Origin of the sequence: Vitreimonas flagellata (genome assembly GCF_004634425.1) — a bacterium.
Taxonomy (GTDB): Bacteria; Pseudomonadota; Alphaproteobacteria; order Caulobacterales; family Aquidulcibacteraceae; genus Vitreimonas; species Vitreimonas flagellata.
In genome coordinates this window covers 1-23088 of the sequence record NZ_SBJL01000004.1, presented here as the reverse complement: position 1 = coordinate 23088, position 23088 = coordinate 1, and the positions used below count along the sequence as shown (strand labels likewise).

Annotated in this window: 27 protein-coding genes, 1 tRNA gene and 1 pseudogene; 12 read left to right on the top strand and 17 right to left on the bottom strand. The window is 61.3% G+C overall.

Annotated elements, in window-relative coordinates:
- Nucleotides 1-2: 2 nt before the first annotated feature.
- Together EPJ54_RS15880 and EPJ54_RS15875 are read right to left on the bottom strand one after the other, a co-directional pair.
- The gene (locus EPJ54_RS15880; protein WP_135212744.1) at nucleotides 3-1187 is read right to left on the bottom strand and encodes a patatin-like phospholipase family protein; all 1185 of its coding nucleotides are present in this window, start codon (nucleotides 1185-1187) and stop codon (nucleotides 3-5) included.
- A gap of 73 nt (nucleotides 1188-1260) precedes the next feature.
- On the bottom strand, nucleotides 1261-3300 hold the full coding sequence (locus EPJ54_RS15875) for a 3-hydroxyacyl-CoA dehydrogenase NAD-binding domain-containing protein (protein ID WP_135212743.1): 2040 nt from the start codon (nucleotides 3298-3300) through the stop codon (nucleotides 1261-1263).
- A gap of 198 nt (nucleotides 3301-3498) precedes the next feature.
- Between EPJ54_RS15875 and EPJ54_RS15870 the strand changes: the two genes are divergently transcribed.
- Nucleotides 3499-3574: transfer RNA gene (locus tag EPJ54_RS15870), tRNA-Thr, on the top strand.
- Here the strand turns inward: EPJ54_RS15870 and EPJ54_RS15865 are convergent.
- Nucleotides 3562-4155 carry a hypothetical protein gene (locus tag EPJ54_RS15865; protein WP_135212742.1) on the bottom strand — a complete coding sequence of 198 codons (594 nt, stop codon included), beginning with the start codon at nucleotides 4153-4155 and terminating at the stop codon, nucleotides 3562-3564. The genes EPJ54_RS15870 and EPJ54_RS15865 overlap by 13 nt on opposite strands.
- A 258-nt stretch (nucleotides 4156-4413) precedes the next feature.
- Between EPJ54_RS15865 and EPJ54_RS15860 the strand changes: the two genes are divergently transcribed.
- From EPJ54_RS15860 to EPJ54_RS15845, 4 genes are all read left to right on the top strand, one after another.
- On the top strand, nucleotides 4414-5820 hold the full coding sequence (locus tag EPJ54_RS15860) for a tyrosine-type recombinase/integrase (RefSeq protein WP_135212741.1): 1407 nt from the start codon (nucleotides 4414-4416) through the stop codon (nucleotides 5818-5820).
- 34 nt (nucleotides 5821-5854) lie between these two features.
- Nucleotides 5855-6181 carry a type II toxin-antitoxin system RelE/ParE family toxin gene (locus tag EPJ54_RS15855; protein WP_135212740.1) on the top strand — a complete coding sequence of 109 codons (327 nt, stop codon included), beginning with the start codon at nucleotides 5855-5857 and terminating at the stop codon, nucleotides 6179-6181.
- 5 nt (nucleotides 6182-6186) lie between these two features.
- Nucleotides 6187-6522 (top strand): helix-turn-helix domain-containing transcriptional regulator, encoded by a 336-nt coding sequence (locus tag EPJ54_RS15850; protein ID WP_135212739.1) that lies wholly within the window; start codon nucleotides 6187-6189, stop codon nucleotides 6520-6522.
- A gap of 320 nt (nucleotides 6523-6842) precedes the next feature.
- Nucleotides 6843-8840: a DUF3363 domain-containing protein gene (locus EPJ54_RS15845; RefSeq protein WP_135212738.1), complete on the top strand. Its 1998-nt coding sequence runs from the start codon at nucleotides 6843-6845 to the stop codon at nucleotides 8838-8840.
- Nucleotides 8841-9386: 546 nt separating this feature from the next.
- Here the strand turns inward: EPJ54_RS15845 and EPJ54_RS15840 are convergent.
- The 3 genes and pseudogenes from EPJ54_RS15840 to EPJ54_RS20475 all read right to left on the bottom strand — a co-directional run.
- Complete coding sequence (locus EPJ54_RS15840) at nucleotides 9387-9665, bottom strand: hypothetical protein (protein WP_135212737.1); 279 nt, start codon at nucleotides 9663-9665, stop codon at nucleotides 9387-9389.
- A gap of 167 nt (nucleotides 9666-9832) precedes the next feature.
- Nucleotides 9833-9961, bottom strand: coding sequence for a hypothetical protein (locus tag EPJ54_RS20270; RefSeq protein ID WP_275574761.1), 129 nt, complete (start codon nucleotides 9959-9961; stop codon nucleotides 9833-9835).
- Between the two features lie 18 nt (nucleotides 9962-9979).
- Nucleotides 9980-10075 (bottom strand): annotated as a pseudogene (locus EPJ54_RS20475) (helix-turn-helix domain-containing protein); the annotation flags it as partial.
- Nucleotides 10076-10168: 93 nt separating this feature from the next.
- Between EPJ54_RS20475 and EPJ54_RS15830 the strand changes: the two are divergent.
- The 3 genes from EPJ54_RS15830 to EPJ54_RS15820 are packed head-to-tail and all read left to right on the top strand — an operon-like array spanning nucleotide 10169 to nucleotide 11435.
- Entirely contained in the window at nucleotides 10169-10672 is a 504-nt protein-coding gene (locus EPJ54_RS15830; protein ID WP_135212735.1) for a hypothetical protein, read from the top strand.
- Nucleotides 10672-10938, top strand: a complete 267-nt coding sequence (locus EPJ54_RS15825; RefSeq protein ID WP_135212734.1) for a hypothetical protein — start codon at nucleotides 10672-10674, stop codon at nucleotides 10936-10938. The genes EPJ54_RS15830 and EPJ54_RS15825 overlap by 1 nt, the downstream gene beginning before the upstream one ends.
- On the top strand, nucleotides 10935-11435 hold the full coding sequence (locus EPJ54_RS15820) for a hypothetical protein (protein WP_135212733.1): 501 nt from the start codon (nucleotides 10935-10937) through the stop codon (nucleotides 11433-11435). The genes EPJ54_RS15825 and EPJ54_RS15820 overlap by 4 nt, the downstream gene beginning before the upstream one ends.
- Before the next feature lie 496 nt (nucleotides 11436-11931).
- On the opposite strand, the gene EPJ54_RS15815 is transcribed toward EPJ54_RS15820, so the two are convergent.
- Together EPJ54_RS15815 and EPJ54_RS20470 are read right to left on the bottom strand one after the other, a co-directional pair.
- Nucleotides 11932-12309, bottom strand: a complete 378-nt coding sequence (locus EPJ54_RS15815) for a hypothetical protein (protein WP_135212732.1) — start codon at nucleotides 12307-12309, stop codon at nucleotides 11932-11934.
- 87 nt (nucleotides 12310-12396) lie between these two features.
- Complete coding sequence (locus EPJ54_RS20470) at nucleotides 12397-13029, bottom strand: transglycosylase domain-containing protein (RefSeq protein WP_420823047.1); 633 nt, start codon at nucleotides 13027-13029, stop codon at nucleotides 12397-12399.
- Between EPJ54_RS20470 and EPJ54_RS19915 the strand changes: the two genes are divergently transcribed.
- The gene (locus EPJ54_RS19915; RefSeq protein WP_167755778.1) at nucleotides 12929-13225 is read left to right on the top strand and encodes a hypothetical protein; all 297 of its coding nucleotides are present in this window, start codon (nucleotides 12929-12931) and stop codon (nucleotides 13223-13225) included. The genes EPJ54_RS20470 and EPJ54_RS19915 overlap by 101 nt on opposite strands.
- Here the strand turns inward: EPJ54_RS19915 and EPJ54_RS20465 are convergent.
- From EPJ54_RS20465 to EPJ54_RS15795, 3 genes are all read right to left on the bottom strand, one after another.
- Nucleotides 13188-13490, bottom strand: coding sequence for a hypothetical protein (locus EPJ54_RS20465; protein ID WP_135212730.1), 303 nt, complete (start codon nucleotides 13488-13490; stop codon nucleotides 13188-13190). The genes EPJ54_RS19915 and EPJ54_RS20465 overlap by 38 nt on opposite strands.
- A 187-nt stretch (nucleotides 13491-13677) precedes the next feature.
- The gene (locus EPJ54_RS15800) at nucleotides 13678-14160 is read right to left on the bottom strand and encodes a hypothetical protein (protein WP_135212729.1); all 483 of its coding nucleotides are present in this window, start codon (nucleotides 14158-14160) and stop codon (nucleotides 13678-13680) included.
- A 302-nt stretch (nucleotides 14161-14462) separates the two neighbouring features.
- Nucleotides 14463-15236: a hypothetical protein gene (locus EPJ54_RS15795; protein WP_135212728.1), complete on the bottom strand. Its 774-nt coding sequence runs from the start codon at nucleotides 15234-15236 to the stop codon at nucleotides 14463-14465.
- Between the two features lie 122 nt (nucleotides 15237-15358).
- Here EPJ54_RS15795 and EPJ54_RS15790 point away from each other — a divergent pair, with 122 nt between their 5' ends.
- Nucleotides 15359-16411: an alpha/beta fold hydrolase gene (locus tag EPJ54_RS15790; RefSeq protein ID WP_135212727.1), complete on the top strand. Its 1053-nt coding sequence runs from the start codon at nucleotides 15359-15361 to the stop codon at nucleotides 16409-16411.
- A 34-nt stretch (nucleotides 16412-16445) separates the two neighbouring features.
- Here EPJ54_RS15790 and EPJ54_RS15785 read toward each other — a convergent pair whose 3' ends face one another.
- Complete coding sequence (locus tag EPJ54_RS15785) at nucleotides 16446-16853, bottom strand: nuclear transport factor 2 family protein (protein WP_135212726.1); 408 nt, start codon at nucleotides 16851-16853, stop codon at nucleotides 16446-16448.
- A gap of 242 nt (nucleotides 16854-17095) precedes the next feature.
- Here EPJ54_RS15785 and EPJ54_RS15780 point away from each other — a divergent pair, with 242 nt between their 5' ends.
- Together EPJ54_RS15780 and EPJ54_RS15775 are read left to right on the top strand one after the other, a co-directional pair.
- Nucleotides 17096-17539, top strand: a complete 444-nt coding sequence (locus EPJ54_RS15780) for a YybH family protein (RefSeq protein ID WP_167755779.1) — start codon at nucleotides 17096-17098, stop codon at nucleotides 17537-17539.
- 354 nt (nucleotides 17540-17893) lie between these two features.
- The gene (locus EPJ54_RS15775; RefSeq protein ID WP_135212724.1) at nucleotides 17894-18529 is read left to right on the top strand and encodes a glutathione S-transferase family protein; all 636 of its coding nucleotides are present in this window, start codon (nucleotides 17894-17896) and stop codon (nucleotides 18527-18529) included.
- A gap of 300 nt (nucleotides 18530-18829) precedes the next feature.
- On the opposite strand, the gene EPJ54_RS15770 is transcribed toward EPJ54_RS15775, so the two are convergent.
- The 5 genes from EPJ54_RS15770 to EPJ54_RS15750 all read right to left on the bottom strand — a co-directional run bounded on the left by EPJ54_RS15770 (nucleotide 18830) and on the right by EPJ54_RS15750 (nucleotide 22451).
- Nucleotides 18830-20146: a toll/interleukin-1 receptor domain-containing protein gene (locus EPJ54_RS15770; protein WP_135212723.1), complete on the bottom strand. Its 1317-nt coding sequence runs from the start codon at nucleotides 20144-20146 to the stop codon at nucleotides 18830-18832.
- Between the two features lie 268 nt (nucleotides 20147-20414).
- Nucleotides 20415-20903: a hypothetical protein gene (locus EPJ54_RS15765; protein ID WP_135212722.1), complete on the bottom strand. Its 489-nt coding sequence runs from the start codon at nucleotides 20901-20903 to the stop codon at nucleotides 20415-20417.
- A gap of 113 nt (nucleotides 20904-21016) precedes the next feature.
- Nucleotides 21017-21586: a hypothetical protein gene (locus EPJ54_RS15760; RefSeq protein ID WP_135212721.1), complete on the bottom strand. Its 570-nt coding sequence runs from the start codon at nucleotides 21584-21586 to the stop codon at nucleotides 21017-21019.
- Between the two features lie 195 nt (nucleotides 21587-21781).
- On the bottom strand, nucleotides 21782-22072 hold the full coding sequence (locus EPJ54_RS15755; protein ID WP_135212720.1) for a helix-turn-helix domain-containing protein: 291 nt from the start codon (nucleotides 22070-22072) through the stop codon (nucleotides 21782-21784).
- Nucleotides 22073-22094: 22 nt separating this feature from the next.
- Nucleotides 22095-22451, bottom strand: a complete 357-nt coding sequence (locus EPJ54_RS15750) for a type II toxin-antitoxin system RelE/ParE family toxin (protein WP_135212719.1) — start codon at nucleotides 22449-22451, stop codon at nucleotides 22095-22097.
- Between the last annotated feature and the right edge of the window lie 637 nt (nucleotides 22452-23088).

The following is a 23088-nucleotide window of genomic DNA, read 5'->3' as shown; positions in this document are numbered from 1 at the left end:
AGCTAGCGTGCCCGCGCCTCATTCTCCTCGACGAAATGCGTCCATGCTTCGTCGGCGATCATGCGCGCGCGTCCGAGATCGAACACGGCGACGCGCGCTTCCTTGGAGAAGTCTAGGCCATCGCCGCCTTCGAACGCTTCGGGGATAGCTGCGACGTGATACTCCATGGCGTTACGCCGTGCGAATGCGGCGTTGGCGATGAGCGTTGCGCGGAGATTGGCCTTGAGTGCGGCGTTGAGGGCCCGCTCCGCGACGCTGATGGGCGCATCGATCGTGACCTCCAATTCGGGGTCGGCCTTGCCGTTCACAATCACCCAGACCCGACCGCCCTCCAGCACGCGGTTCTGATCATCCCACGTCCAAAGCATTTGCGGCAGCGCCACAAACGGATTCATCACGCCGCCATCGACATGCATCTCACTGAACACGTCGGGCGCGCCATCCGCGGCCAAGCCACGCTGCGCGTGAATCATCACGGGCGGAAAGGCGCCTGGGATGCTCGCGGAGGCCTGCAGCACGTCGCGAAAGAGTTCGAGCGCTTCCGGCCCGCCGCGCGCGGCGATCGCGCCCATATTCCAGATCACACCGCGCTCTGAATCGAGATCGGTGGTCGCCACCAATAACGTGCGGCCAGCATTGTGCTCGGCGGCGATGCGCTCAAGCAACGCGGCGTCGATGTAAGTCTCAATCAGTTCGCGCAACGGCCCGGCGCGAAACACACCCGAGCCGACGAAGGCGCGGAGGCCGCGGTTTTGAAGCAAATCGGAAGCTTGGTCGCTGGTATAAGCCTCGCGCAATTCATCGTCATAGTCTGGACCAAGAAACACGAACGGCGCCGCGAGCGCGCCTGTGGACACGCCTGTGACCACTTCAAAGTCTGGGCGATCGCCGCGCTCCGTCCAAGCCGTGATCAACCCCGCCGTATAAGCGCCGTTCGAGCCGCCGCCCGAGAGTGCGATCAAGTCGAAATGTCCGTCGGCGCCACGCGGCACGCCTTGGCTCAAGCCCTGTTCTAGAGCCAACGCCGCCTCACGATCCTCGATCGAAAAGCGCACGCCGGGAAAACCAATCGGATAGGCGCCGTCGCGATTTATGATCCCGAAATCGGACCGCGAACCGCTGGCGCAGCCGGCGAGCGCAAGCGTGCATGACGCAGCGATGACAATTGTGCGGACCACAACGCGCATGAACTCACCAATCAATAGCCTGCCGCACATTGTACGGCAGGCTTCTGGATAAGCTCAATTGCGGGCGATCGCCTCAGTTGAAGCTTTCGCCCTTCTCGGCCTTCGCCTTCAGCAACGGCGCGACCTCGACGCCGTACTTGCCGAGCGCCGCGGCGATCTTGTCGAGCCCCACGGTGTCCGCCCAGAACATCGGGCCGCCGGTGTAGGCCGGCCAGCCATAGCCGTTGAGCCAGACGATATCGATGTCGGAGGCGCGCTGGGCCATCTTCTCCTCAAGAATCTTCGCGCCCTCGTTGACCATGGGATAGAGCAGGCGTTCGAGGATTTCTTCATCGCTGACGGCGCGCTGTTGCTTGCCTGACTTAGCGATGAAGTCGGCGATGATGGCTTCGGTTTCGGGCGACGGCGACGATTTGCGGTTCTCGTCGTAATCGTAAAAGCCCTTGCCGGTCTTCTGACCGCGACGGCCACGCTCGCACAAAACGTCGCGCACAGACTCGCTCTTCGACGTTTCCGCGCTCCAGCCGATATCGAGACCAGCGAGGTCCGACATTTGGAATGGCCCCATCGGGAAACCGAATTGCGTCAGCACGCGATCGACATCCCAGGGCTTCGCGCCTTCGAGGATCAGGGCCTGCGCTTGCGCCTGGCGCTGACTCAGCATGCGATTGCCGATGAAGCCAGGGCACACGCCGGAGACAACCGCGACTTTGCCGATCTTGCGGGCCAATTCCATGCTGGTCTTCAGCACAGCCGGCGATGTCTTGGCGCCCCGCACCACTTCCAAGAGCTTCATCACATTGGCCGGCGAGAAGAAGTGCAGGCCGATGACGCTTTCCGGCCGCTTGGTCTCCGCCGCCATTTCATCGACGTTGAGATAGGACGTGTTCGAGGCCAGGATCGCGCCGGGCTTGATCGTGGCGTCGAGACGGCGGAACACGTCGCGCTTGATGTCCATGTTTTCGAATACGGCTTCGATGACGAGATCGCTGTCGGCGAGCGCGTTGAAGTCGAGCGTTGGCGTGAGCAGACTCATTGCCTTCTCGACTTGCTCGGCGGTGATACGGCCCTTCTTCGCGGTGTTCTCGTAATTCTTGCGGATGATCGAGACACCACGATCGAGCGCGGCTTGTTCGCGCTCCACGATCGTAACCGGGATGCCGGCCGACAGGAAATTCATGGTGATGCCGCCGCCCATCGTGCCAGCGCCGAGCATGCCAACCTTCTTGATTGGCAATACCGGCGTATCGGCCGGGATGCCGTCGATCTTCGCGGCCGCGCGTTCGGCGAAGAAAACGTGGCGCAGCGCCTTGGATTGGTTGCCGGTCAGCAGCTTGAAGAAGACCTCGCGCTCTTTCTTGACGCCTTCGGCGTACGACAAATCGACCGCCGCACGTACAGCTTCTATGCACGCAGCCGGCGCGTCGAGCCCACGCAGCTTGCGTGCGTTCTCGGTGACGAAGCGCTCGAACACGCCGGCATCGGCCTTCGCGGCTTCGATCTTGTCCGTGCGTGCGCTGCTCACCGGTAGCGGTGTCTTCTTTGCGATCTCGCGCGCGAAAGCGATGGCGTCGGCCTCAAGCGAATCTTCGCCGGCGATGCGATCGACGAGACCGATGCTCTCGGCCTTCTTGGCGCTGACCGGATCGCCGAACACAATCATGGGCAGCGCGTCGGCGACGCCCGCGACACGCGGCAGACGCTGCGTGCCGCCTGCGCCCGGCAGCAGCCCAAGCTTCACTTCAGGCAAGCCCAGCTTCGCGGTCGGAACCGCGATGCGATAATGGCAACCGAGCGCGACCTCGAGGCCGCCGCCCAGCGCCGTGCCGTGGATGGCCGCGACCACCGGTTTGCTGCTTTGTTCGATCAGATCGCACACATCCGGCAGGCCAGGCGCCTGCGGCGGCTTGCCGAATTCGGTGATATCGGCGCCGGCGAAGAAGGTGCGGCCCTCGCAGCGGATGACGATCGCGGAGACACCCGAATCCGCCGCAGCGGCCTTTACCGCAGCCTCGAGCCCCGCCCGCACGGCGTGCCCCAGCGCGTTCACCGGCGGATTGTTGGCGCTAACGACAAGAACGTCGCCATCCTTGCGGGTGGTCACTGCGGACATGGGAGGTCTCCTTGTTTTTGAATTGGCCGGGACCGTAGCGGCTCGGCGCCGGCCCGGCCAGATTGTGTCTCTAAGTCAGGCGGATATGCGCGGTCTGCGGTCGGAACGGCCAAAACCCGCCCTGTCCGGCTTGCCCTAAAGCGCGGCTGCGCGTATTGAACCGCCCTCCCGAAGGGGCCACAACGCCCCAAGGTCAGGGCCGCCTTAGCTCAGCCGGTAGAGCGGCGCATTCGTAATGCGTAGGTCAGGTGTTCGAGTCACCTAGGCGGCACCATTTTCCGGCGGCAGCGCGCGCTCAGGGATCGCGTCGAGCGCCACGCCGCGCGGCATTGCCTTCAGCACCCAGCCCCAGAAGATCGGCAGCATCAGCAGGATGATGGCGAGCTTCACGAGATTAGCGAAGGGCAGCGCATCAAGCGGCGTGTGCACTGCGACGAGAACGTAGAGCAACGCGCCGAGTCCAAACAGCGACGCCAGCAACAAGAAGAAATAGCGCTTCGGCGTTTCGCCGATCAGCGCCTGCGTTTTGGGATTGGCGTCAGCAAGACGCGCAAGCGCTGCGCGCACGAACGGTGTGTAGCTGGCGGAGCGCTCTTCGTATTTGCCGCCACCGAGAAAATGACCGTTGTCGATCTCGATCTTGCGATTGTGTTTGGGCTGAAGCTCGAACACGTAGCGCCAGGGCTTGGCGCGCGTCGGTTCGTGGCAGAGGCGGACGCTGACGATGTCCTTCCACGCATAGCGGCGTTCATGGCCGGATGCGCCGCGCGTGACGAGTGCGTCCGGCTCGACGCGCCATTCGCGCTCGCCGCGAGAGATCGCGCCCCACCGACTGACGTACTTAACCGGCTCCATTCCAGGAATCTGCCTCAAGACTGGCGCACCCGACAGGATTCGAACCTGTGACCTTTGCCTTCGGAGCTGGGCCCGCGCGGTTTTCCGGATACTACATTTAGTTTCCGGATTTTTCCTACTTCTCTGATCTCGTTGCAAATTTCAAGCGAGTACGCACTTTCGAGTTGCTGCGCGTTTCCGCGCGTTTTCGCAGCTTGGTGGTTGCCCCGTGGTAGCCATGACATCGCCTTCAACACGCGACCGGTCCGAGCAAAGACAATGTCGCCGACATTTATTGATTTTGCGCGCGCCGATTTCGATACGATCGCAACGCCGGCAAAGCGCATTATCGTTTGGGACAGTGCACAGAAGGGCTTGGGTCTTCGCATCTCGCCCAAACGCGCGATGACCTATATCGTCAAAGTGCGCTTGGGGCGCGGCCGCTTTGCCGCACAGCGTTTCGTAAGCCTCGGACCACTTGGCCAACTCACCATCAAGAACGTGCGCGCCGAAGCGCAGGCAGTACTCGCCCGCGCGCTGACCAAGTCGCAACCCGAGCCACGCCCAATTGTCGAGTTCAATGACGCGCTGACGATCGCCAAGCTCTGCGACATGTGGCTTGAGAAGGCCGCCCACCGCAGACGAGGACGCGGCCCCCTCGCCGGCTCGCTGCGCAAAGAGGCGCATGTGCGTAACGACAAGGGCCGAATCGAGGCCCACATCAAGCCGCTTCTTGGCAAAGCGCGCGTGCGCGAGCTCAACCGCTCTATGATCGAATCCTACCGCGACGCAGTTTCACGCGGCGACACACGGCTGACCAAGAAGGGTCAGCGCAAGCGGGCCAAGCACATCATTCGCGGCGGCGAAGGCACCGCCAATCGTTCACTTGCGCTGCTTTCGACCATCATGTCGTTTGCCGTGCGTGAAGAGATCATCGATCGCAACCCGGTGTTCGGAATCGAGCGATCGCCTGGAAACATGCGCGAGCGCTTCCTGAGCCAGGAGGAATTCGCACGCCTGGGCGAGGTGATCGCCCGCGCAGAGAAAGAAGGCGCCCATCCATTCGGGTTGGCGATCATTCGCCTTCTGGCGCTCTCGGGCGCGCGCAAAAGCGAAATTCAGAACCTTACCTGGTCCTCGGTCGATCTGAACACGGGCTTCCTGCGTCTGCCGCGCTCGAAGACGGGGCCCCGCATCATCCTCATCACCTCAGCCATGCGGGCCATCCTTGAGAAGATCAAACGCGTGGACGGAACTGATTTTGTATTTCCCAATGCCGACAAGACCGCGCCTTTCAATGGCGTGCCGAAAATGTGGGTCGGCATCCGCGAAGCTGCGGGCCTGCACGATGTGCGCCTGCATGATCTTCGCCACTCGGCGGCGTCTTTTGCACTGATGAGCGGCGTTGGACTTGAGGTTATCGGTAAGCTTTTGGGGCATTCGGACCTGAAGACGACACGGCGCTATGCCCACCTCGCCGACGTTGTAGTGCGCGCAGCCGCGGAACACACTGCGGACCAGATCGCTGATCTGATGGCAGCCCGTGCCTCCGAACCGCCCGTCCCTGTCCCGCCATCTCCCTCAACGCCCCACGCGACCGAGCCCAGAGGAATGAGGTTTGGCCCCGCGCCCGGCGCCCGGCGCGCGCCCGCCAGGCCCGACGGGCGCCGGCCGGCGCGCGCCTGACGCTTGCTCCATTGGTTGCACTTATGGTACCATTATGAACATCGAGGAATATCTCGACGTCGATGGCCGCAGTCCATTTGGGGCTTGGTTTGACGCATTGGACGCCAGTGCAGCCGCGCGCGTAACAGTGGCGTTGGTGCGGATGGCGCAGGGAAATCTCTCCAATGTGAAATCCGTCGGCGCGGGCGTTCTGGAATATCGGATCGATTTCGGTCCGGGCTATCGGGTCTATTTTGGACGGGACGGCGCCACGCTCGTCATTTTACTCGCGGGCGGCACGAAGAAGCGGCAGCAGCAGGATATCCAAGCGGCGCAGGCGCGCTGGGTCGAGCACCGGCGGCGGAAAAGGGAAGAGAGATAGCCACAATGTCGCTCACACGCGCCTTCAAGGAAACGGTCCAAGCACGCGCGCAACGAGACGCAAAGTTCCGCCGCGCGCTTTTGATCGAAGCGATCGAGGCGCTGCTGGCGGGCGAGCTTCAAGTGGGAAAAGCGATCCTTCGCGACTACATCAACGCCACGATCGGTTTTGAAGCGCTCGCGGAAGCCGTCGACATCAACGCAAAGAGCCTGATGCGCATGCTTGGTCCTGAGGGCAACCCTCAGGCGGCCAATCTCTTTGCCGTGGTGAAGCGCCTTCAAGACATCGAAGGTGTCGCGCTCGAATTGCGCCCCGTGAGGCAGCGCCGCCCCTCGCATTGAGATGGGTGGAGACGCCTGCGATCCTTATTCCGCCAATTTCTGGCTTCACGCACCTGTCCCTCAATGTTGGCTTATACACGATCGTAGCGCTAAACGCCCTCGACTCAGCCGTCGTGGATTACGCGGCATGTTCATACATAAGGGGGAATGAGACGAAGGATTGAGGGCAAGATAGAATGCGCCGCAGTACTGAACGTACTAGCGGCTTGTCTGCACATCTATTTTTGCAGGCCGCGCGCGACCCGCGAACGCACCCTGCAGGCCGCAGGCGGGCCGCGTGACGAAATGAGCCGCTAACGCGAGAGATCGGAGCGTTGGCGATGGCGTCGAACCATGGCGACGACGAGTTCGAAGGCAAGCTCGGCCACGCGCGCCAGATCCGTCATGGCCCGAACAGAATGTTTCCCACGCCATCGGCGGCGAACTCGAAACGTGTTTCCCAACGCACGCGCGCGGCCTGGTTCAATCGCAAACGCGGCGCCCCGAACGTCAAACCGCCCTCACCGCAGCGCCCGTCGCGCAGCCAGAAGGTCATGGTCAAGATCAAGCCCGTGACGCATGGCGGCGGAGGGCGCAGTGCAGCCTCGATGATGCGCCACACGCTCTATGTCGAGCGCGACGGGGCTGGTCGAGACGGCGAAAAGGTCCAGGTATTTGATCGGGACCTCGATGAAGCCAACGGCGCGGCCTTCGTGGAGCGCTGCGAGAAAGACCATCACCATTTCCGGGTGATCGTCTCCCCGGAATATGGCGGCGCCATCGAGGATCTGAAGGAATACACCCGCGAGCTGATGCGCCGGGTCGAGTTGGACTTGGGAACTCGCATCGATTGGATTGCGGCGGAGCACCACGACACGGGCCATCCGCACATTCACCTGCTGGCGCGCGGGGTGGATGATCATGGCCGCGACCTCGTCATGTCGCGTGAGTATGTTTCCCATGGTTTTCGGGCCCGCGCCGAAGAGCTGGCGACGGAGATCTTGGGGCCTCGGCTTGAGCAAGACCGGTTGAGCCAGGCGGTGAAACTCGAGCGCTTCACTGATCTTGATCGCGAGCTGCTGCATCGTGCGCGCGGCGGCGAGATTGCGATGAGCATGCTTGGCGACGACCGCATGCAAGCAAGCCGCCTGGTGCAGAGGCTCAATCAGCTGGAGGCTTGGGAGCTTGCCGACCAATCCAGACCAGGCGTTTGGCGGCTGGACAAGGAGCTGCAAGAGAAGCTCATCCGCTTGGGCGATTCCCGCGACCGCGAGCGCGCGACGGCGCGGCTCTTGGCGCAGGAGAACCGAGGTCTCGAGCCCGAACGAACGCGCGAGCTGGAAGCGGCGCATTCAAGCCAGCGCGTCAGGGGACGCTTGGTCGGCTGGGAAAGCCTTGGAAGCGACGAAAAAGGCCCCTGCCTCATTGGTGTTGAGGGCATCGACGGCAAATTCTGGACGGCGCGGGTTTCGCGGGTGGAAGATTTGCGTGCGCTTTCCGGCGTCGAGCATGGCGCGATCGTTGAGCTGTCGCGGGGAACGGCGGACATCAAGCCGTCGGACCGCACCATCTGGGAGATCGCCGAAGAGAATGGTCTCACCTATTCGGCCGAGCTGCATCGCGAAGCCCGCCCCACGGACAGAGCTTCTTACATCGAGATGCACGAGCGCCGGCTTGAGGCGTTGAGGCGCGAAGGCATTGTCGCGCGGGAGAGCGACGGCACATTCCGGCTGCCGGAGAATTATCTCGATCGCGTTATGGCGCGTGAGACTATGGGCGGGCGCGAGAGTGCGGAGGTCCAGCTGATCGATCCACACTCCATTGAGCACCAAGCCAGATATCGCGGACCGACCTGGCTCGACCGCATGGCGGATGGTTTGGAAGACAAGAGCCAGCTTCGCTACGAGGGCTTCGGCGCCGAGGTGCGCGATTCCTGGAAACAACGGGAAACACTTCTGGAGCGGATGGGGCTTGGCGAGCGCCAGCACGATGGCTTCTATCTCACGGAAGGCTGGCACGAACGCCTGGCGCAGCTGGAACTCAAATCCATCCGCGACCGCATCGAACGCGACACCGGCCTTGTGGCGCATCTGGCGCGCGACGGCGAGCATGTGCAGGGCGTCTTCACCTGCCGCATTCATGGCGCCCAACAGAGCTGGGCGTTGATCGCGCACGATCGCACGGCCACGCTTGTGCCCTGGCGCAAGGAAATGGATCGCGCCTTCAATCAACTCGTCTCAGGTCGGGTCAACGATCGAACCTTCGACTTCAAATATGGACGCGGCACTGAGAAGAACCTCAATCGCGGGAAGGGCTTCGGCCTCGATATCGGCTTTTGATTGGCTCGGCGCCTTGGGGCGCGGGCTTGTCGGCTTCGCCAAACAGATCGGGCTGAGCCGCAGCGGGCTTTGCTTTGCGCACCTTGCCGCGCAGCCCGGTGGATTCCGCACGGGCCGCCACGGCCCGTGCATGACGGCGATTTTGTTCGAAGGCTTTGCGTCCACGGAATTGATCGAGTGCGGCGCGAAGTGCGGGGAGCTCAGATGGTCGCCAATAAAGCCGTCTGCGAAAGATCGTCGGTGCGGGAAAGTCCTCGATGTTGCTGTGCATGGCGCGCCATAGACTGGAGCGGCTGATGTCGAGTTCAGCCAGGACACGCTTTTGTGGGATGAGGTCTTTTAGTATCCGCACCCTACTTCCACCCTACCATGAGGTGATGCAGGGTTAGACGCGGCGGCGGGAAACACGCGCGAACGCGGCGCGATCGAATAAAAGCGGGTGCATCACGCTTGATCATCGCACCATGATGAAAACATGCGCGGGCGCGAACGCCAATGGCGTTCTAGTATTGCGCGAGCCGTTCGCGCCACGCGCTCGAAGAGGTATCATCGGCTTTGGCCATCACGCGGTTTGCGCGGCTCACTGGACGAACGGCGCGGAGCCGAGATCTGGCTTTTGAAATATTCTAGAAGATGGGAGCGGCGATACATGGCGCGATCTGCGACGTGCGTGCAGAGCGGACCAGTCCCCTCGTGGAATTTGCGCGCCAAGGTTTGCGGCGCGGTCTCCAAGCCCAATTGCGTTAGATAGCGCGCGGCTTCCTTGCGCGAATAGAGCGGGTCCTTACGCGGGTCCTCGTGTGGTTCCTCGATAATCTCAAGCATGGCGTTCTGCTCCTGTGGATGGGGTGACGCACAAGAGCCGCACGGCGCGATCGTTTCGGTCAAGACGATGAAGGGCGCGGGAAACAACGGGCAACGTATGGGCGACAACGGGAAACGATAATCGCAGGTGGCGATGCGTTTCGTGTGGTCGTTTCGATGAGACGCGCTTACTTCTTCAGGCGCACGCCTGGGCCGCCGTCTTTGCTAACTTTGGCGTCCAAGAAAATCACACCCGCAATCTCAAGCGCGCGGCGCACGGCCTCGACGTTGGCCTCGGTGCTTCTTTCCGGCCCCATTGCCCCTTCCATACGCTTGATCGTCGGCACCGAAAGCTTCGACTTCTCCGACAGCTCTCGTTGACTCCAATCGAGAAGGGCACGAGCAGCCCGGATTTGCGAGGCGGTGAGCATCGGATGTGCCTTTGGGATTATTTGATCCCTTTGGGTTGACTCTCTCGGGTGATTTGATACCCTTGGGATCATTGTAGACCGAAAGCGTTACAAATGTCCCGACGCCCACAAGGGGCGGCGCCTGCCGGCGGCTGCCTGAACGATCTCTCACGCCGCTCCGTCATCGGCGGCGCGACCGTCGCGCCGTGGATTGCCGCCGTCCCCGCGAGCGCCAACGACATCGATCCTTGCATCAATGCGTGCGAGCACTGGCTAGCGCTCCACGCAGAGCACAAGCGCCTTGCCCATCGATGGTGCGATTTGGAGGCGGAGCTTGAACGCACGCACAATTATCTGAGCCTGCCGCGCCGCAAACAGCGTCGCCTGCCGCAAGCGCATGAGTTGGAGGACATCGACGACCGCTTGGACGAATTGCACGAGGAGATGCAAACCCTCCTAGCACTGCTGCCGACCATGGTCGCCACCAGCGACCTCGGTCTCGCCGGAAAGCTTGCCGTCGCCGCGATCGAGGTTTGCCCAGAAGAGAACGCCGAGGCCCATCACCTCATTGCGTCGATACTCCGCGATTTCAAATCCAGGCCCACAGCGATCGCGTGATGGCGTCAGTTCTCGGCTTCATCGCCCTATTGGCGCTCGCAGGCGCGCTCTTGCATCTAGCTTGGTACCTAGTGCTCGCGGTGTTGATCTGGGCGCCATCCGCAGCCGGCGCGCTCGTGGTGGGTTGGTACGTCGCCATTTGGACCGACAACGCCCTCCTCGGGATCGCCCTTGCCATTCTCGCGGCAACAATGATCCGCGCGTTTGTCGCCCGCGCCTTGGCTTGGCTTTGGGCGCACACATTTGGCGAGGTGGTGGCCCGATGAAGAAGCTCACGCCACCCAAGCTTTCGCGTCGCCACCTAATCGGCGGCGCGGCAATGTCGCCGTTGATCGGCGTCTCTACGGGCAAGCCGCTCAGCAGAACCACTCCTTTGTCCGCCTCCGCGCCTGCGATCGATCCGGTGGTCGAGATGGCGCAAGAGTGCTTGGCGCTCCACCACGAAAGCGAAAGGCTCCATCGGCGCTATGGCACGGTCGAGGAATGGCTCGTCGACCGTCATGATTGGTTCAAACTATCTAAGGCTCAGCGCCGCGCTCTGCCCGAAGGGCGCAAACTCCAAGACATCAAGGATCGGCTCGACTTCCTGTGGAAGGAACGACCGCGCAAAATGCGCCGGATGCGAAACACGAGGGCGACGAGCCTTGAAGGCGCCATCGGCAAGCTAAGATGTGTGGCAGGCGGCATGGAGCCGGACGAGTTTCCGAGCGCCTTTAAACTCCTGCAGGCCACGATCCGCGATCTGGAAGCAATGCGCATCTGAACGCCGAGACGGCGCGAAACTCGATCATCGACTGGCGCGAGTGTGCGCCATGCCGGACATTCAGAAAAAATCGGCGATTGGCAATCTATCGCCGAAAGCTGCCGTTAATCCCTGCGCCGCGTAAGGACGCCGAGAAAACGGAAGAAGTAGCGTAGGCCGAATACAGTGAAGAGCCCGAAGATTACGAACTGCAGTACCCGAGTGCGCTCAGCGCCAAGCATGCTCTCTGCCCAAGGCGACAAAAAATAAAGCGAAGCCGCAGCCACCATCGCTGCCGCTACAAAGCCGATCCAGTCGTGCAAGAACTTCTTCAAGTCGCCTGTCTTCGCTTCAAACCGAAGGTGTCAGTATGACCGGGCCGAGACGTTTGGGCCAGTCGCTAGCGCCGCTTTGCGCCACTCGTGCGCCGTCCGACATTTTTTCCGAATGGCCTGCTCGACTGAATCCAGCGTTTCGTGCCCTGCCCGCCAATTCGGCACGGCGTCGCCGATAAGCGTCATTCCGAGTATCTCATGAAACGATAGGTGGCGAGGTGGGGCGGCCATTCGCGGCGGGTGACTTCGAGCTCAACCCGAGAGCCCGACAAATACAGAACGCCGCGCGGAAGAGGCACGGTCACCGTGCGGCCGGAGTCCAGACGCACGGCTATCATCATGGGCTTGTTGTTGTCTTCCGACGCGGGCTGATGGGCTCCGATCGCCGTTCCATAAACAACCTCACCGGCCGTTCTCGGGGTGGCGTTGTAGTACGCTAGGCCGACGAAGAGCGCGCCGATGATCGCCCACACATACCAAGAGCGTTTCAGGTCGAGCAGGAAGTCCTGCCGTCGCACCTGCTTGAAAGCTCGCTCTATCTCTCTGGGATGGCGGGTCATCACCCCGCTTCTTGAGCGGCCGGCGCGCTCCAATCAAGCCGTTGCTGCCCCGCCCAACAATTCGGCGCACGATCGCCGCAAGCGACATCAGGGTTGTGGCGAAGCGGCGACCCGTTCGCCGATCAACCGTGCTCGTTCATTCCATCGTTCTGGATCATTACGGAGACGCGGCGCTCGAAGCAGAGCGGCAAGTCGGGCGCTCTCGGAGGGATCAAGTTCGGCAGCGCCTTTCCCGAACAGTGATTGCGCCGCACTTTCGATGCCGAACGGACGCGCTCCAAAGTATGCGTTCGACAACCAAGCTCTGAGCATTTGCGTATCGCTATAGCGCTGCTCAAGCTGACAAGCCGCGAGGACCCGCGTGAAATGTCGCCGCAGAGAGCGGTCGGGCTCAAGCTCCATAAAGATCATCGTTGAAAGCGCGGTAGAGACCGACGAACCAGATACGCGAACGTCAGGCTGTGTTGCGGCTCTCCAAAGACTAGCCACAGGTCGGCAGGGAGCATTTCGGGCGTTCCATGTGCCCCCGAACTCCGCAATCGAAATCGCCCTCTCAGCAACCGTCAGCGTCGTGTCAGGCGGTGGTCCGCGTAGAACGCCCGCGCGTTCCGCCGAAGAAATGGCCGAACCTGCCTGCGCCCAAAGGACCGCGAACGTCACCACCGGGATCGTGACGACCGCCAGCAACACAACCAAAACCACCGTTCGGATCGTCCTCATGGACGGCATCATACACGAGGCGGCAGTGTCTGCTCTGGGCCACGCCCCCGCGCTGAGCAATAATTTTCGAATGGCGTGCGCGATTCAATCGAGCCTTTCGCGCCCTATCTATCAATCCGGCGCGCTCTCGCCGATTGCGGACATGCGCAGGCGAGTGTTCATCGAGCATCCTTCCATCCGCCATTCTTCGATCTGACGACCTTGAAGACGAGCAATCCCATAAACTCTCGAGGTACTCGTATTGTGGGAGTCGTCAGCACTCGAACGACTATTCCATTTATTGGGCCGAGCTTTCCCGCTTCGCCAACAATAACTTCGTTTGGCGGACCGCATTGCGGATGGGCCTGTATGAAGGCCAAACGCACGGCCTCGAAGATCGGCGGGTCGTCATAAGGATTGAGTTGCTGGAACGCGCGACCGCGTTCGCCGTCCGGCATCGCCGAGAACTCTTCCCACGTCATGGCGTGAGATCACGATGACGACGGCCAAGTGTCAACGTCGCCTTTGGGCCAGTCGTGCGCCATTCGACGATTTTTCCGAATGGCGGCCCTGCTCCAATGCAGCCGCTCGCACCCTATCCGTCAAATCGGCGCATGATCGCCGTAAGCGGCCAGTCCGACATTCGCGTTGCACTACTCTCGCACATCCTCACGAAATGGAGAGATCCCGATCCGGCCGCCTAATGGACCAAAACACAAGCGCGAATACGATCATCGACAGAATACAAATCGCGGAAATCTCGATAAGCCCATGCCAAGATTGAAGGAAGCCGGCACCTTCTGATTGGCGCATGTACTCCATGCGCACGAAGGGCCGCAGAATAGCGACCGAGAGCCCGCAACCAAGCACAACTCCGACTAGGCTGTAGCTCACGACTGAAGGCGAAAACCGCGTCAGCAACCAGTGGATCGGGAGGAATATGAGCACGCCAACCGCGAAGAGAATGGCAAATGAAATCGCGATGCCTGTCAAATGGGCGTCAACGGGATAAGCCTCGCCGTAAACGATGAGCGCTATCGCCACGCCGGCAGCGTTGCCCACGATCCCAGAGGCCAAAGCAGCAAAAGCAACGCTGACCAAAGTTCGGAATATGCTTGGACGCTGGTCCTTTGCGCTTCGCTCAACCGGCATGACAGAACCCTTCCGGCAAAGAATTGTATTGAGTGCACGATGGTGACCGGCTGCAAAGGGCCAGCCGCGCGCCATCCGACATTTTTTCCGAATGGCTGGTGCGCTCCAAAGCCGCCGATCGTGCCCCACCGGTCAATCCGGCAAGCCGTCGCCGAGACACGACGTTGCAGATGAACGAGATTCTTCAACTGCCCGACGACGTGAGAGTCATCGCGCGTTTAGCGCCAGCGGACCCCCGCTGGTGCGCATTCGTCTCCCGCCAGACAATACCGAAGCGAACCCCGCACACTCGAGCCACATAGCTAACCTCCAAGCCCCGCTATCCAGCGTGCGGCCGAATCCCACGCCGCCAGCTGGCTGACCTGGACCAGCGTCGCATACTTCGCCACGAGCACTCCGGCGCCGATCATATAGACCGGGTGTGGCCGACCGCGCGTGCGCCAGTCAAAGATGATCGGCACGAGCAGGAACATCACGGACAGCGCGCCGGGGATCAGATCGACGAACACAGGCGGTGGCGGGATTTCTCCATTGACCGCCGGCGGCAACCCGCCCATCGCCACCAGAAACCAGCGCGCAATTGGTGCATCAAGAAGCCCGATCGTGGCCAGCAGCATCAGCCGCTTGTGGATATCCGGCTTCTTCACATTGGCGATGGCAAGCGCCACGACTGATCCAAAGAAGATCATCCCGCTCACTTGCACCCACGAGAAGGCGCGCATGCCTGCGGCAAACTCTGGATTGGCATAGGCGTTGATGCGGATACCAACGATCACGAAGACCGAAGCCACCATCGCGGTGGCCAGCGCCACGCCGAGCATGCCCCAGTCTCGGTGCGCCTGCGCGCGGCCCGTCGCAACCAGCCAAGTCTGGGTACAAAAAAAGATCATCCATCCGAAGAACAGCAAGCCGTGAATGTGCTGGAACGGCGGACTAAAAGCGGCGCCTCGCGTCAACGGCACGAAATAGGTCGGCACAAAGCCGACGACTGCAATGGCGAGGCACGCCATCGCCATCCAGGCATAAAACCACCGCGACCTGTCGCCCACGCTGTCCGCCGCATTGATGGCCGTCATCGATCGCTCCCTGTGGCGCTGAACCTTCATTCCGCTGCAGACTGGGTGGGAGCGCAATGGGACAAACGTCCCTTTGCGCCTGATTTCGTGTATGTTGACCAAACCACGCGTGGAGCAACGCTATGGATCAGGAAATCCGTTACGCTTCTTCGTCCGGGGATGTTCGCATTGCTTGGACGGCGAGCGGGCGCTCTTCTCCTATCCTTTTATTCGCACCTAACCACTTCACCAATATCGTCGAGGACTGGGAGCATTTCGCCCGTGCTCCGATCTTGAAAGGTCTCACTGAACGCTTTCGCGTCGTTCGCATGGATCAGCGAGGATGCGGCCTCTCTACCCGCGGCGATCTGGTGCAATCCGTCGCAGCCTGGGCGGACGACATTGATGCGGTGGCCAAAGCCGCCTCTCCAAGACAGCCCGTCGTGTTGTTCGCGCTGTCGCAGGGCGCTGGCGGCGCCATCGAGTTTGCAGCGACGCGCCCAACCCGAGTTTCACATCTTGTAATTGTCGGCGGCTACGCGCGCGGCGGCTCAGAAAGCCAGAACCCCATCGCTCAGTCGCCCCTGGCCCTTCTGACGAACGGCCTTACCGCCCCCAACCCGGGGTTTCGAATGCTGTTGAACGCCGGCTTTGCACTGGACGCCAGCCGAAGCGATCAGGATTGGCTGGAGGCCTCGTTGGTTCGCGCGATCGACGCAGGGAGTCTGGGCCCACTTGTTGCCGCTATGCGGTCCTTCGATGTGCGCAACCGGCTCGCTCAGATTGCGGCGCGCACGCTCGTGATGCACGTTCGTGGCGATCTGGTGATCCCGAAGGCGGCTGGTACAGAGATCGCTCTCGGCGTGCCGGGTGCGCGCTTCGTTGAACTGCCCGGACAGAGTCATATGATCCGGGAGTCCGAAGGAGCCTTGCGGGCCATGTTTGACGCTCTCGACGCTTTCATTCCAGCCGCGGCGCCTAGAAGGCCGCGCGCCGCGCCGAAGGAGCTGTCACGACGCGAACGCGAATTGATCCATCGTCTTTGCCAGGGCGCTACAAACGCCGCGATTGCGCAAGATTTAGGCTTATCGGAAAAAACGGTGCGCAACCAACTATCGCGCGTTTTCGAGAAGCTTGGCGTATCGTCCCGAACCCAGGCCGTCGCGAAGGTTCTGTCTGAGAGGAAAGGCCGATAGCCATCGCGCAGGGATGGTTAGAGTAAGTGACGCTCTACTCAACGGCGATAATAGTGGCCTGGCGGATCGAAAGGCGCCATTGCTCTCCAACCCTGCTCCAAACATCCGTGAAGCGACGCCGGACTGTTTTGCCAGCGTTGGACGCGTCCTCACGGGGCCGAACGACCTCAAGCCCCATCATCACGACACTCTCTCCGCGGACGCCAACGAAATCGAGTTCGGTGACCACGTCCTCGTAATTCATGCGACCGCTTCGGAAGAATCCTAAGACGGCGGCGCGTTCGGCAACTGCGTTGTGTGGGGCGTTCACTAGCAGGTCGTCCGCCAGGAGCGGCGCCAGTCCCTCGGCGTTCTGGACGGCAAACATCGCGAGCAATTGCTCTCGAGCAGCCAGCGCCCCGACAATACGCGGATCGGCGGCGGTCGGGTCAAATTTAGTCATAAGCGGCAGCTCCACTCGCAGACACGGTGTAAGGACTACAGAAGCCCACTCGAATTGCGAAGGGCCGGATCGGGCGAAGCTAAGCCGTAGCGACGATTTCAGCGACCGGCGTAGTCGATCAACTGCTGCCGCTAGCACCCCACCCCGTGCGGCGGCTCAAGTTCGCCGAATTGCCGCCGCTTCCAATCTGGCTTCGTTGGCTTCAAATGCTCCCTGCAGTTCGAGGGCTGGGAGTATCCTGTATGACGGATGACGAGCTAGCGGAGATCGTAGTGCGAACCGAACGCGCCAATCAGGCTTGGGTCGATGGCGAGTGGGATGCCGGTTACGGCAGCTTTATTTCCCATGCCGACGACGTTTCAATCTATGGGCCATTTGGAGGCCCGTTGACCCTCGGAGGCAAGGAGTGGGCGGCGCGCGGCCCGCAAGCGGTGAAGCAATTCAGCAACGGCGCATCCAAGCTCCACGTCCTCGCATCATACCAGTCCGGTGATCTTCTTGTTCTCGTCACCTTGGAAGAGCAGCGCACCGACATTGCCAACAAGGTCCGCCATCCGTGGAGCCTGCGGACAACGCAAGTGTATCGTCGCGAAGGCGGCGAATGGAAAGTTGTGCACCGCCATGCCGATCCGCTCACGCGCTTCCGCTCTACCGAGGAGACACTTGCGTTGGCGGCCCCGCCTTAACAATGGAAGCGACGCGAATGGCGGGCATGGGCCAACCGCGCGCCGTCCGACACTTTTGACGAGCGGCTTACCAGCTCCAATCCTGCCGTTGGCGCCCTACCCTAGAATCCGGCTCACGATCGCCGAGAGGCGTCACTTGTGGGTTCAAAACACCAAGTCGGCGTTTGTCAAACCTTCTCTATCATCGTCCGATCGGGCAGTGGCCCGCCTTGGACTCAAGCTTGGGTCGGCTCAGCCGACTTTATCCCGCTGCTCGCTTCACGTCTGTTTCTTCGCCGCGATCTCGCTCGGAGTAACCATCACAAGGCTGAACGGCCGTAACCGCCAACCCACATCGGACGTCTTTAGAAGATCATGCCCCTCACTCTCTATACCGCGCCACACTCTACAGCGACCTTGACGGAAGCCGCCCTTAATGCACTCAGTCTCGATTATGAGCGTATTGTTCTCGACATTGATGCCGGGGACACGCGCAAGCCCGGCTTCCGCGCATTGAATCCAAATGGGCGCGTTCCTGTGTTGGTGCACGATGACGCCGTCTTATGGGAATCCGCGGCCATCGTGATGCACCTTGGCGAGACATTCGGCCAAGCCCGCGGTCTTTATCCAGGTCCAGGTATGGCGCGCGCGCACGCGATGAAGTGGATCATTTGGGGAAGCGCGACGCTTGCCGAGGCCGCTGGCCGGTTAGCGTCTTCTCTGCCTCCTGACTCCCCAGGCGCGGTGCAGAGCGGCTCGGTAGATTTTGTGGCGATGACTAAAGATCGAGGCGACAATCGAGTCCGTGCTCTCGACGATCTCGCTTTCTTGCTCGACATACTCAACCAAAGGCTTGAGGAGCAAGAGTATCTGATTGGGAGCTATTCTCTTGCCGACACTCACGTAGCCGGCATTGTTGGGTGGATCGCCTCGATGGATGCGCCGATGGATAAGTATCCAGCGGTCGTGTCCTGGCTCGTACGGTGCGAAGCCGCGTTGGGGCATACCTAAAGATTGGAAGCGAACGCGTTTGCCCTGAAGGTAATTGCCAATGTGAGCGCTTAGCCTTGAGTCCACAGCACGGTGATAGCCTCGCAATTTTTCTCGGGTGTCCGTCGCTCCGCAATCCTGTCGTTGGCGCCCTGCTCGCCAATTCGGCTCGAGATCGCCGACTCCGGTCATTCGCTATTGGACGCTCTGATACCCCAGCTAGGTTTTGCCTCGTGCTCCCCTCGGTGCCGTTATGGGCAATCAGCTGACAGATTCCATCTCTTCTTCCAGCACCAGGGAAGAGTAGTTTCGCCTTAGCGCCTACCAGTGTTGACCGAGCGCCTTGAGCTGCTCTTGCGCAAAAGCGTTACCTTGCTGCGCAGCAAGCATCCAGAGGCGTACGGCTTCGCGGTCGTCGCGGGGCAAACCGCCGAGACCGTTGGCGTACATGAAACCAAGATAGCCCTGCGCTGGTACGTCTCCATTCGCCAAGGCGAGTGTGAAGAGGCGCACGGCCTCTTGGTCGTTCTGCGGCAGCCCGCCTCGTCCGTTCTGGTGCATGACCCCAAGCCTGCGCTGCCCGTAGGCGTTGCCCTGCGCTGCGGCGAGCGTGTAGAGGCGCACCGCTTCGTGCTCATCCTGCGGCAGCCCGCCCGAGCCATTCTCGTACATGCTCCCGAGATAGGCTTGGCCGTTGGCATCTCCTTGGTCAGCGGAGAGCTTGTACAGGCGCACGGCTTCGCGCTCGTCCTTGAGTAATCCACCGAGCCCCTTCTCGTACATGAAGCCGAGATAGACTTGCGCTACGGCGTGTCCTTGAGTGACGGCGAGCTTGTAGAAGCGCACTGCCTCGTGCTCGTCCTTGGGCAGTCCGCCGTGGCCTTCACTGTACATGAAGCCGAGATAGGCCTGCCCGCCGCCGTACCCCTGGTCGGCAGCCAGCCGGTAGAGGCGCACGGCCTCGCTCTCATCCTTTGGCAATCCGTCGCGGCCGAAATGATAAGCGTACCCGACTTCAAGCAACGCGGCGGCGCTTCCCCGTTTGGCATTCTCCCAATGCTGCGCCATGTTCGGCGAAACGCCTTGTGGTGGAGTACCGAGAACCTCTTGCGCGGGCCGCACGGATTGGGAGCGCAGCGCATCGGGCGTCAGAGCCGGTCCTAGCGCGAAATGCGCCAACGTCGGCGCCCCGTATCCCCGCCAGTCCTCATCAAGTTCGCGCAAACGGTTGAAATTGACGGACGGATCGCGCCCGAGCCGCCGCGCGATGTCGCCAAGCAAGCGGTCGAGCATATGGCTGCGCGGAGCGCCATCCCACCCAGTCAAATTAATCGTGTCAGCGCCCGCGAACTCAGCCGGCAGAGCCACGCTCTCAATTTGGCACGGCAGAAATTTTCCCTGGCGCTTGGCCTCCATAGCCTCCCTGTTCACCCACTCACTGCGAACAGCCATGGCGCACCAAATCACGACGACAATCTTTGCCGCCCTCAGCTCTCCCATGAGACGTGGCTCGAACTCGTCGCCCGGAACGAGCCCGTAATCGTACCACACGGTGTACCCGTAAGCGTCGAGCACCTTGGCCAAGTGACGCGCGGCAGGACGCCGTTCGCTCTTGTAGGAAATGAAGATGTCCGCCATGCCGCCCTCCGAGCTTCGCTAGACTTGGCTAGCAAAGCTGCTGGCCTCCGTCATCGTCCGTGAAACCGGCAGCACTCCACAAGTCGGCGACCATCCTAAAGCACAAACGTGCGACGGGCAGCCAATGGAAAACGTCTCCCCATTCATTGCGGGTCACGTCGTGACATTAGAGATTATTTCTGAGCGTCTCGCACGCTCAAACCCAGCCGATCGCGCCCTGCCCGTCAATTCGGCTCACGATCGCCGACAACGCCGAAGGAATCATGGCTTACCAACGCGCAAGGACACCAATCAGGATGCCGATGGCCACGACTACGGCAATAACGCGCCAATATTGCTGAGCTGGCCGCTGATTCCGCAGCATAGAACTTTCAAACACCGTCCAGTTCTCTGGGCGAAAGAATGCCGCATAAGCGCCGGCCCCGAAGAAGAAGGCGGCACCAATCATGGCGAACATCATGCCGGCGTCTCGCGCCACCCAAAGCGCGACGATGCTGGCGCACGCCAGCGTGACACAAACGAAGCCTAGGAGAACTTTCCTTCTAGGATGCAACACGCACTCCGCCAATGTCGTGGTCGATCCAACAAATAGTGCGCGAGTGTGAGTGCCCGCGCCAAACCTGAATTCGTTGAGTAGTTGCATTTGCGCTTTTTCGGCGACGTTTGCCGAATTGCCGAATGGCTTGTTTCGCGACCGTCTGATCTGGGCCAGTCGTGCGCCGTCCGCGATTTTTTCTGAGCGGCTGACGCGCTCCAATCCCGTCGCTCGCGCCCTGCCCGTCAATTCGGCTCACGATCGCCGAAAGTTGCCATTCATTTCGCGCTGCGGAATTGGTAACGTCCGCCAAGATCCACGCGCGGCCCTTTTTGCTAATTCCCCGCGGCCACGCACTGCCCATTCACCTGCTGCGTTCCGCCCGGGCAGGGACATTGGGCGGCGTTCGCGGCGTTGCGCAGGCACGCGGCGTGTGCTCGCAAGGCCCGCCGGCGCTGATTATCGCGCTGCACCGCCGACATACTGTCGCGTAGATCCGCGGTCGCGTCTTGCGCGGTTTGTCCCAAGGTTTGCTGTGTCAGCGCTTCGATATCTTGGCCTTGTTGGATGGGGTTTTGCGTAACGACGCCCGCGCTGATCTGGCTGGTGCCAGAAGCTACGCCTGTCACGAGCGCGCTGTTTGCCGCGTCCATTCGCTGATCCGCCTGCTCGCGCGCTTCGTTCATGCCTTCGTTGATCCGTGCACTGTCCGCTTCACGGCGCGCCGCGTCGCGCTGCGCTTGCGATGGACCGGACACGCTAGGCGAAGGCTGCACTGTCGATTCCACGGCTTGGCCGACAGGTGCCTGGCTCGGGAGGCGCGTCGCATCGCGCTGCACTTGCGCCAACGTGGGCTGGGCTAACAGAAGCAAAATTGCGGAGGCGAAGACGCGGGCGGAGAACATCGAGCTACCTCACTATCGGTTGGCTTAGCATGAACCCTGCGGCACGCGTTGATTCTGCTCCACTGGCTCAGTCAGTCAATACCAGTCACTAGAACCCCACCCGCGCAAGCGGCGCGACTTCGCCGAAGACAGCCAGTCCCGCCGGCGCCGCACCACAGAAGCATCCCTGTCCGCCCTGTCTCTCGCGGTCCGTTGTCAGGCCACTCTAAGGGCGCGGTCTACCGCATCAGGCTCTTTGGCGATCACTGTCAGCAGCACTCGAGCGGCGCCCGCCGGTGCGCGCCGTTCGCTCTCCCAGTTCTGCACGCTGTCGAGCGTGAAACCAAAGCGCTGTGCAAACTCCGCTTGGCTTAGCCCCATGCGTGTGCGGATCGCCTTCACATCAACGCGATCGGGCACATGCACAACCACCTTGGTCTTCGCGCCCCTTTCGTGAGCGATAGCCTCTTTGAGACCCCGGATGACTTTCTTGCCTGCCTTGCTCATGTGCCAACCTCCAAATTCAAGCTCAGCCTTTTCGCTTCGGCTTCGCCGCTTTGAGCTCCGTCATAAATTTTTTCATCTCCGCGATGTCGTCGTCATCGAAGTTGTCCGCATCGCCCTTACTCAAAAGCGCGAGCAGATACACGGGACGATCTGCGCTCAAATAAGCGGTCATCACCCGGTAACCGCCGCTCTTGCCTTTTCCGCGCCCGGCGACCCGCACCTTACGGACGCCGCCTGAGTTCTTGACCAGATCGCCCTGCTCTGGATCGCGCGCAATCATCTTCACGATCGCCAAGCGCTGCTGGCCATCGACGCCCGCATCATCGCAATCGCCGATAAAGCCATCGGTTTCGGCGACAGTTTGGAGCGGCTCGTCCATGTGCGCGTATATACGCCAATGGCGTATATACGCAAGATCGCCGAAGGCAACCGTTGGTCAGAAAATTTGAGATGTGCCCTCGGTCACGGCGATAAGCGCCGCTCCTGGGTAGGTTTGCTCATCGAAGCGATGACGCTTCGAACCGAGGAGCAAAGCCAATGACCAAGTTTTACGCCCTGATCGCCGCCTGCGCTGTGTTCGCCCCGATGGCTTTCGCCACGCTGAACCAAGCCGCCCAGATCGTCGCCTGATCGGCCCCGACTAACCCCAAATTCGAGAGCAGTCCAATGACCAAATTCTACGCCTTGATCGCCGCTTGCGCCGTGTTCGCGCCGATGGCGATGGCCACGCTCAACCAAGCCGCTCAAATCGTCGCGTAATCGCGATCAGATCGACCGGCAAGACAAGGCCCGCGAAGGATGCTCCCCCTTCGCGGGCCTTTCTTTTTCGCGAACGGCTGACGCCATCCAATCAAGTCACTAGCGACCCGCCCGTCAATTCGGCGCGCTCTCGTAGAGTCGGGATGTGGCGCGGTGGTGTTAGGCCGGGCGTAGCTGTTGCCGCCTCTTTCGTTTGGCGGTGCCTGAGGAGCCTGACCATACTCCGTTTCCACATCCCTCTCATCGAACCGGACATG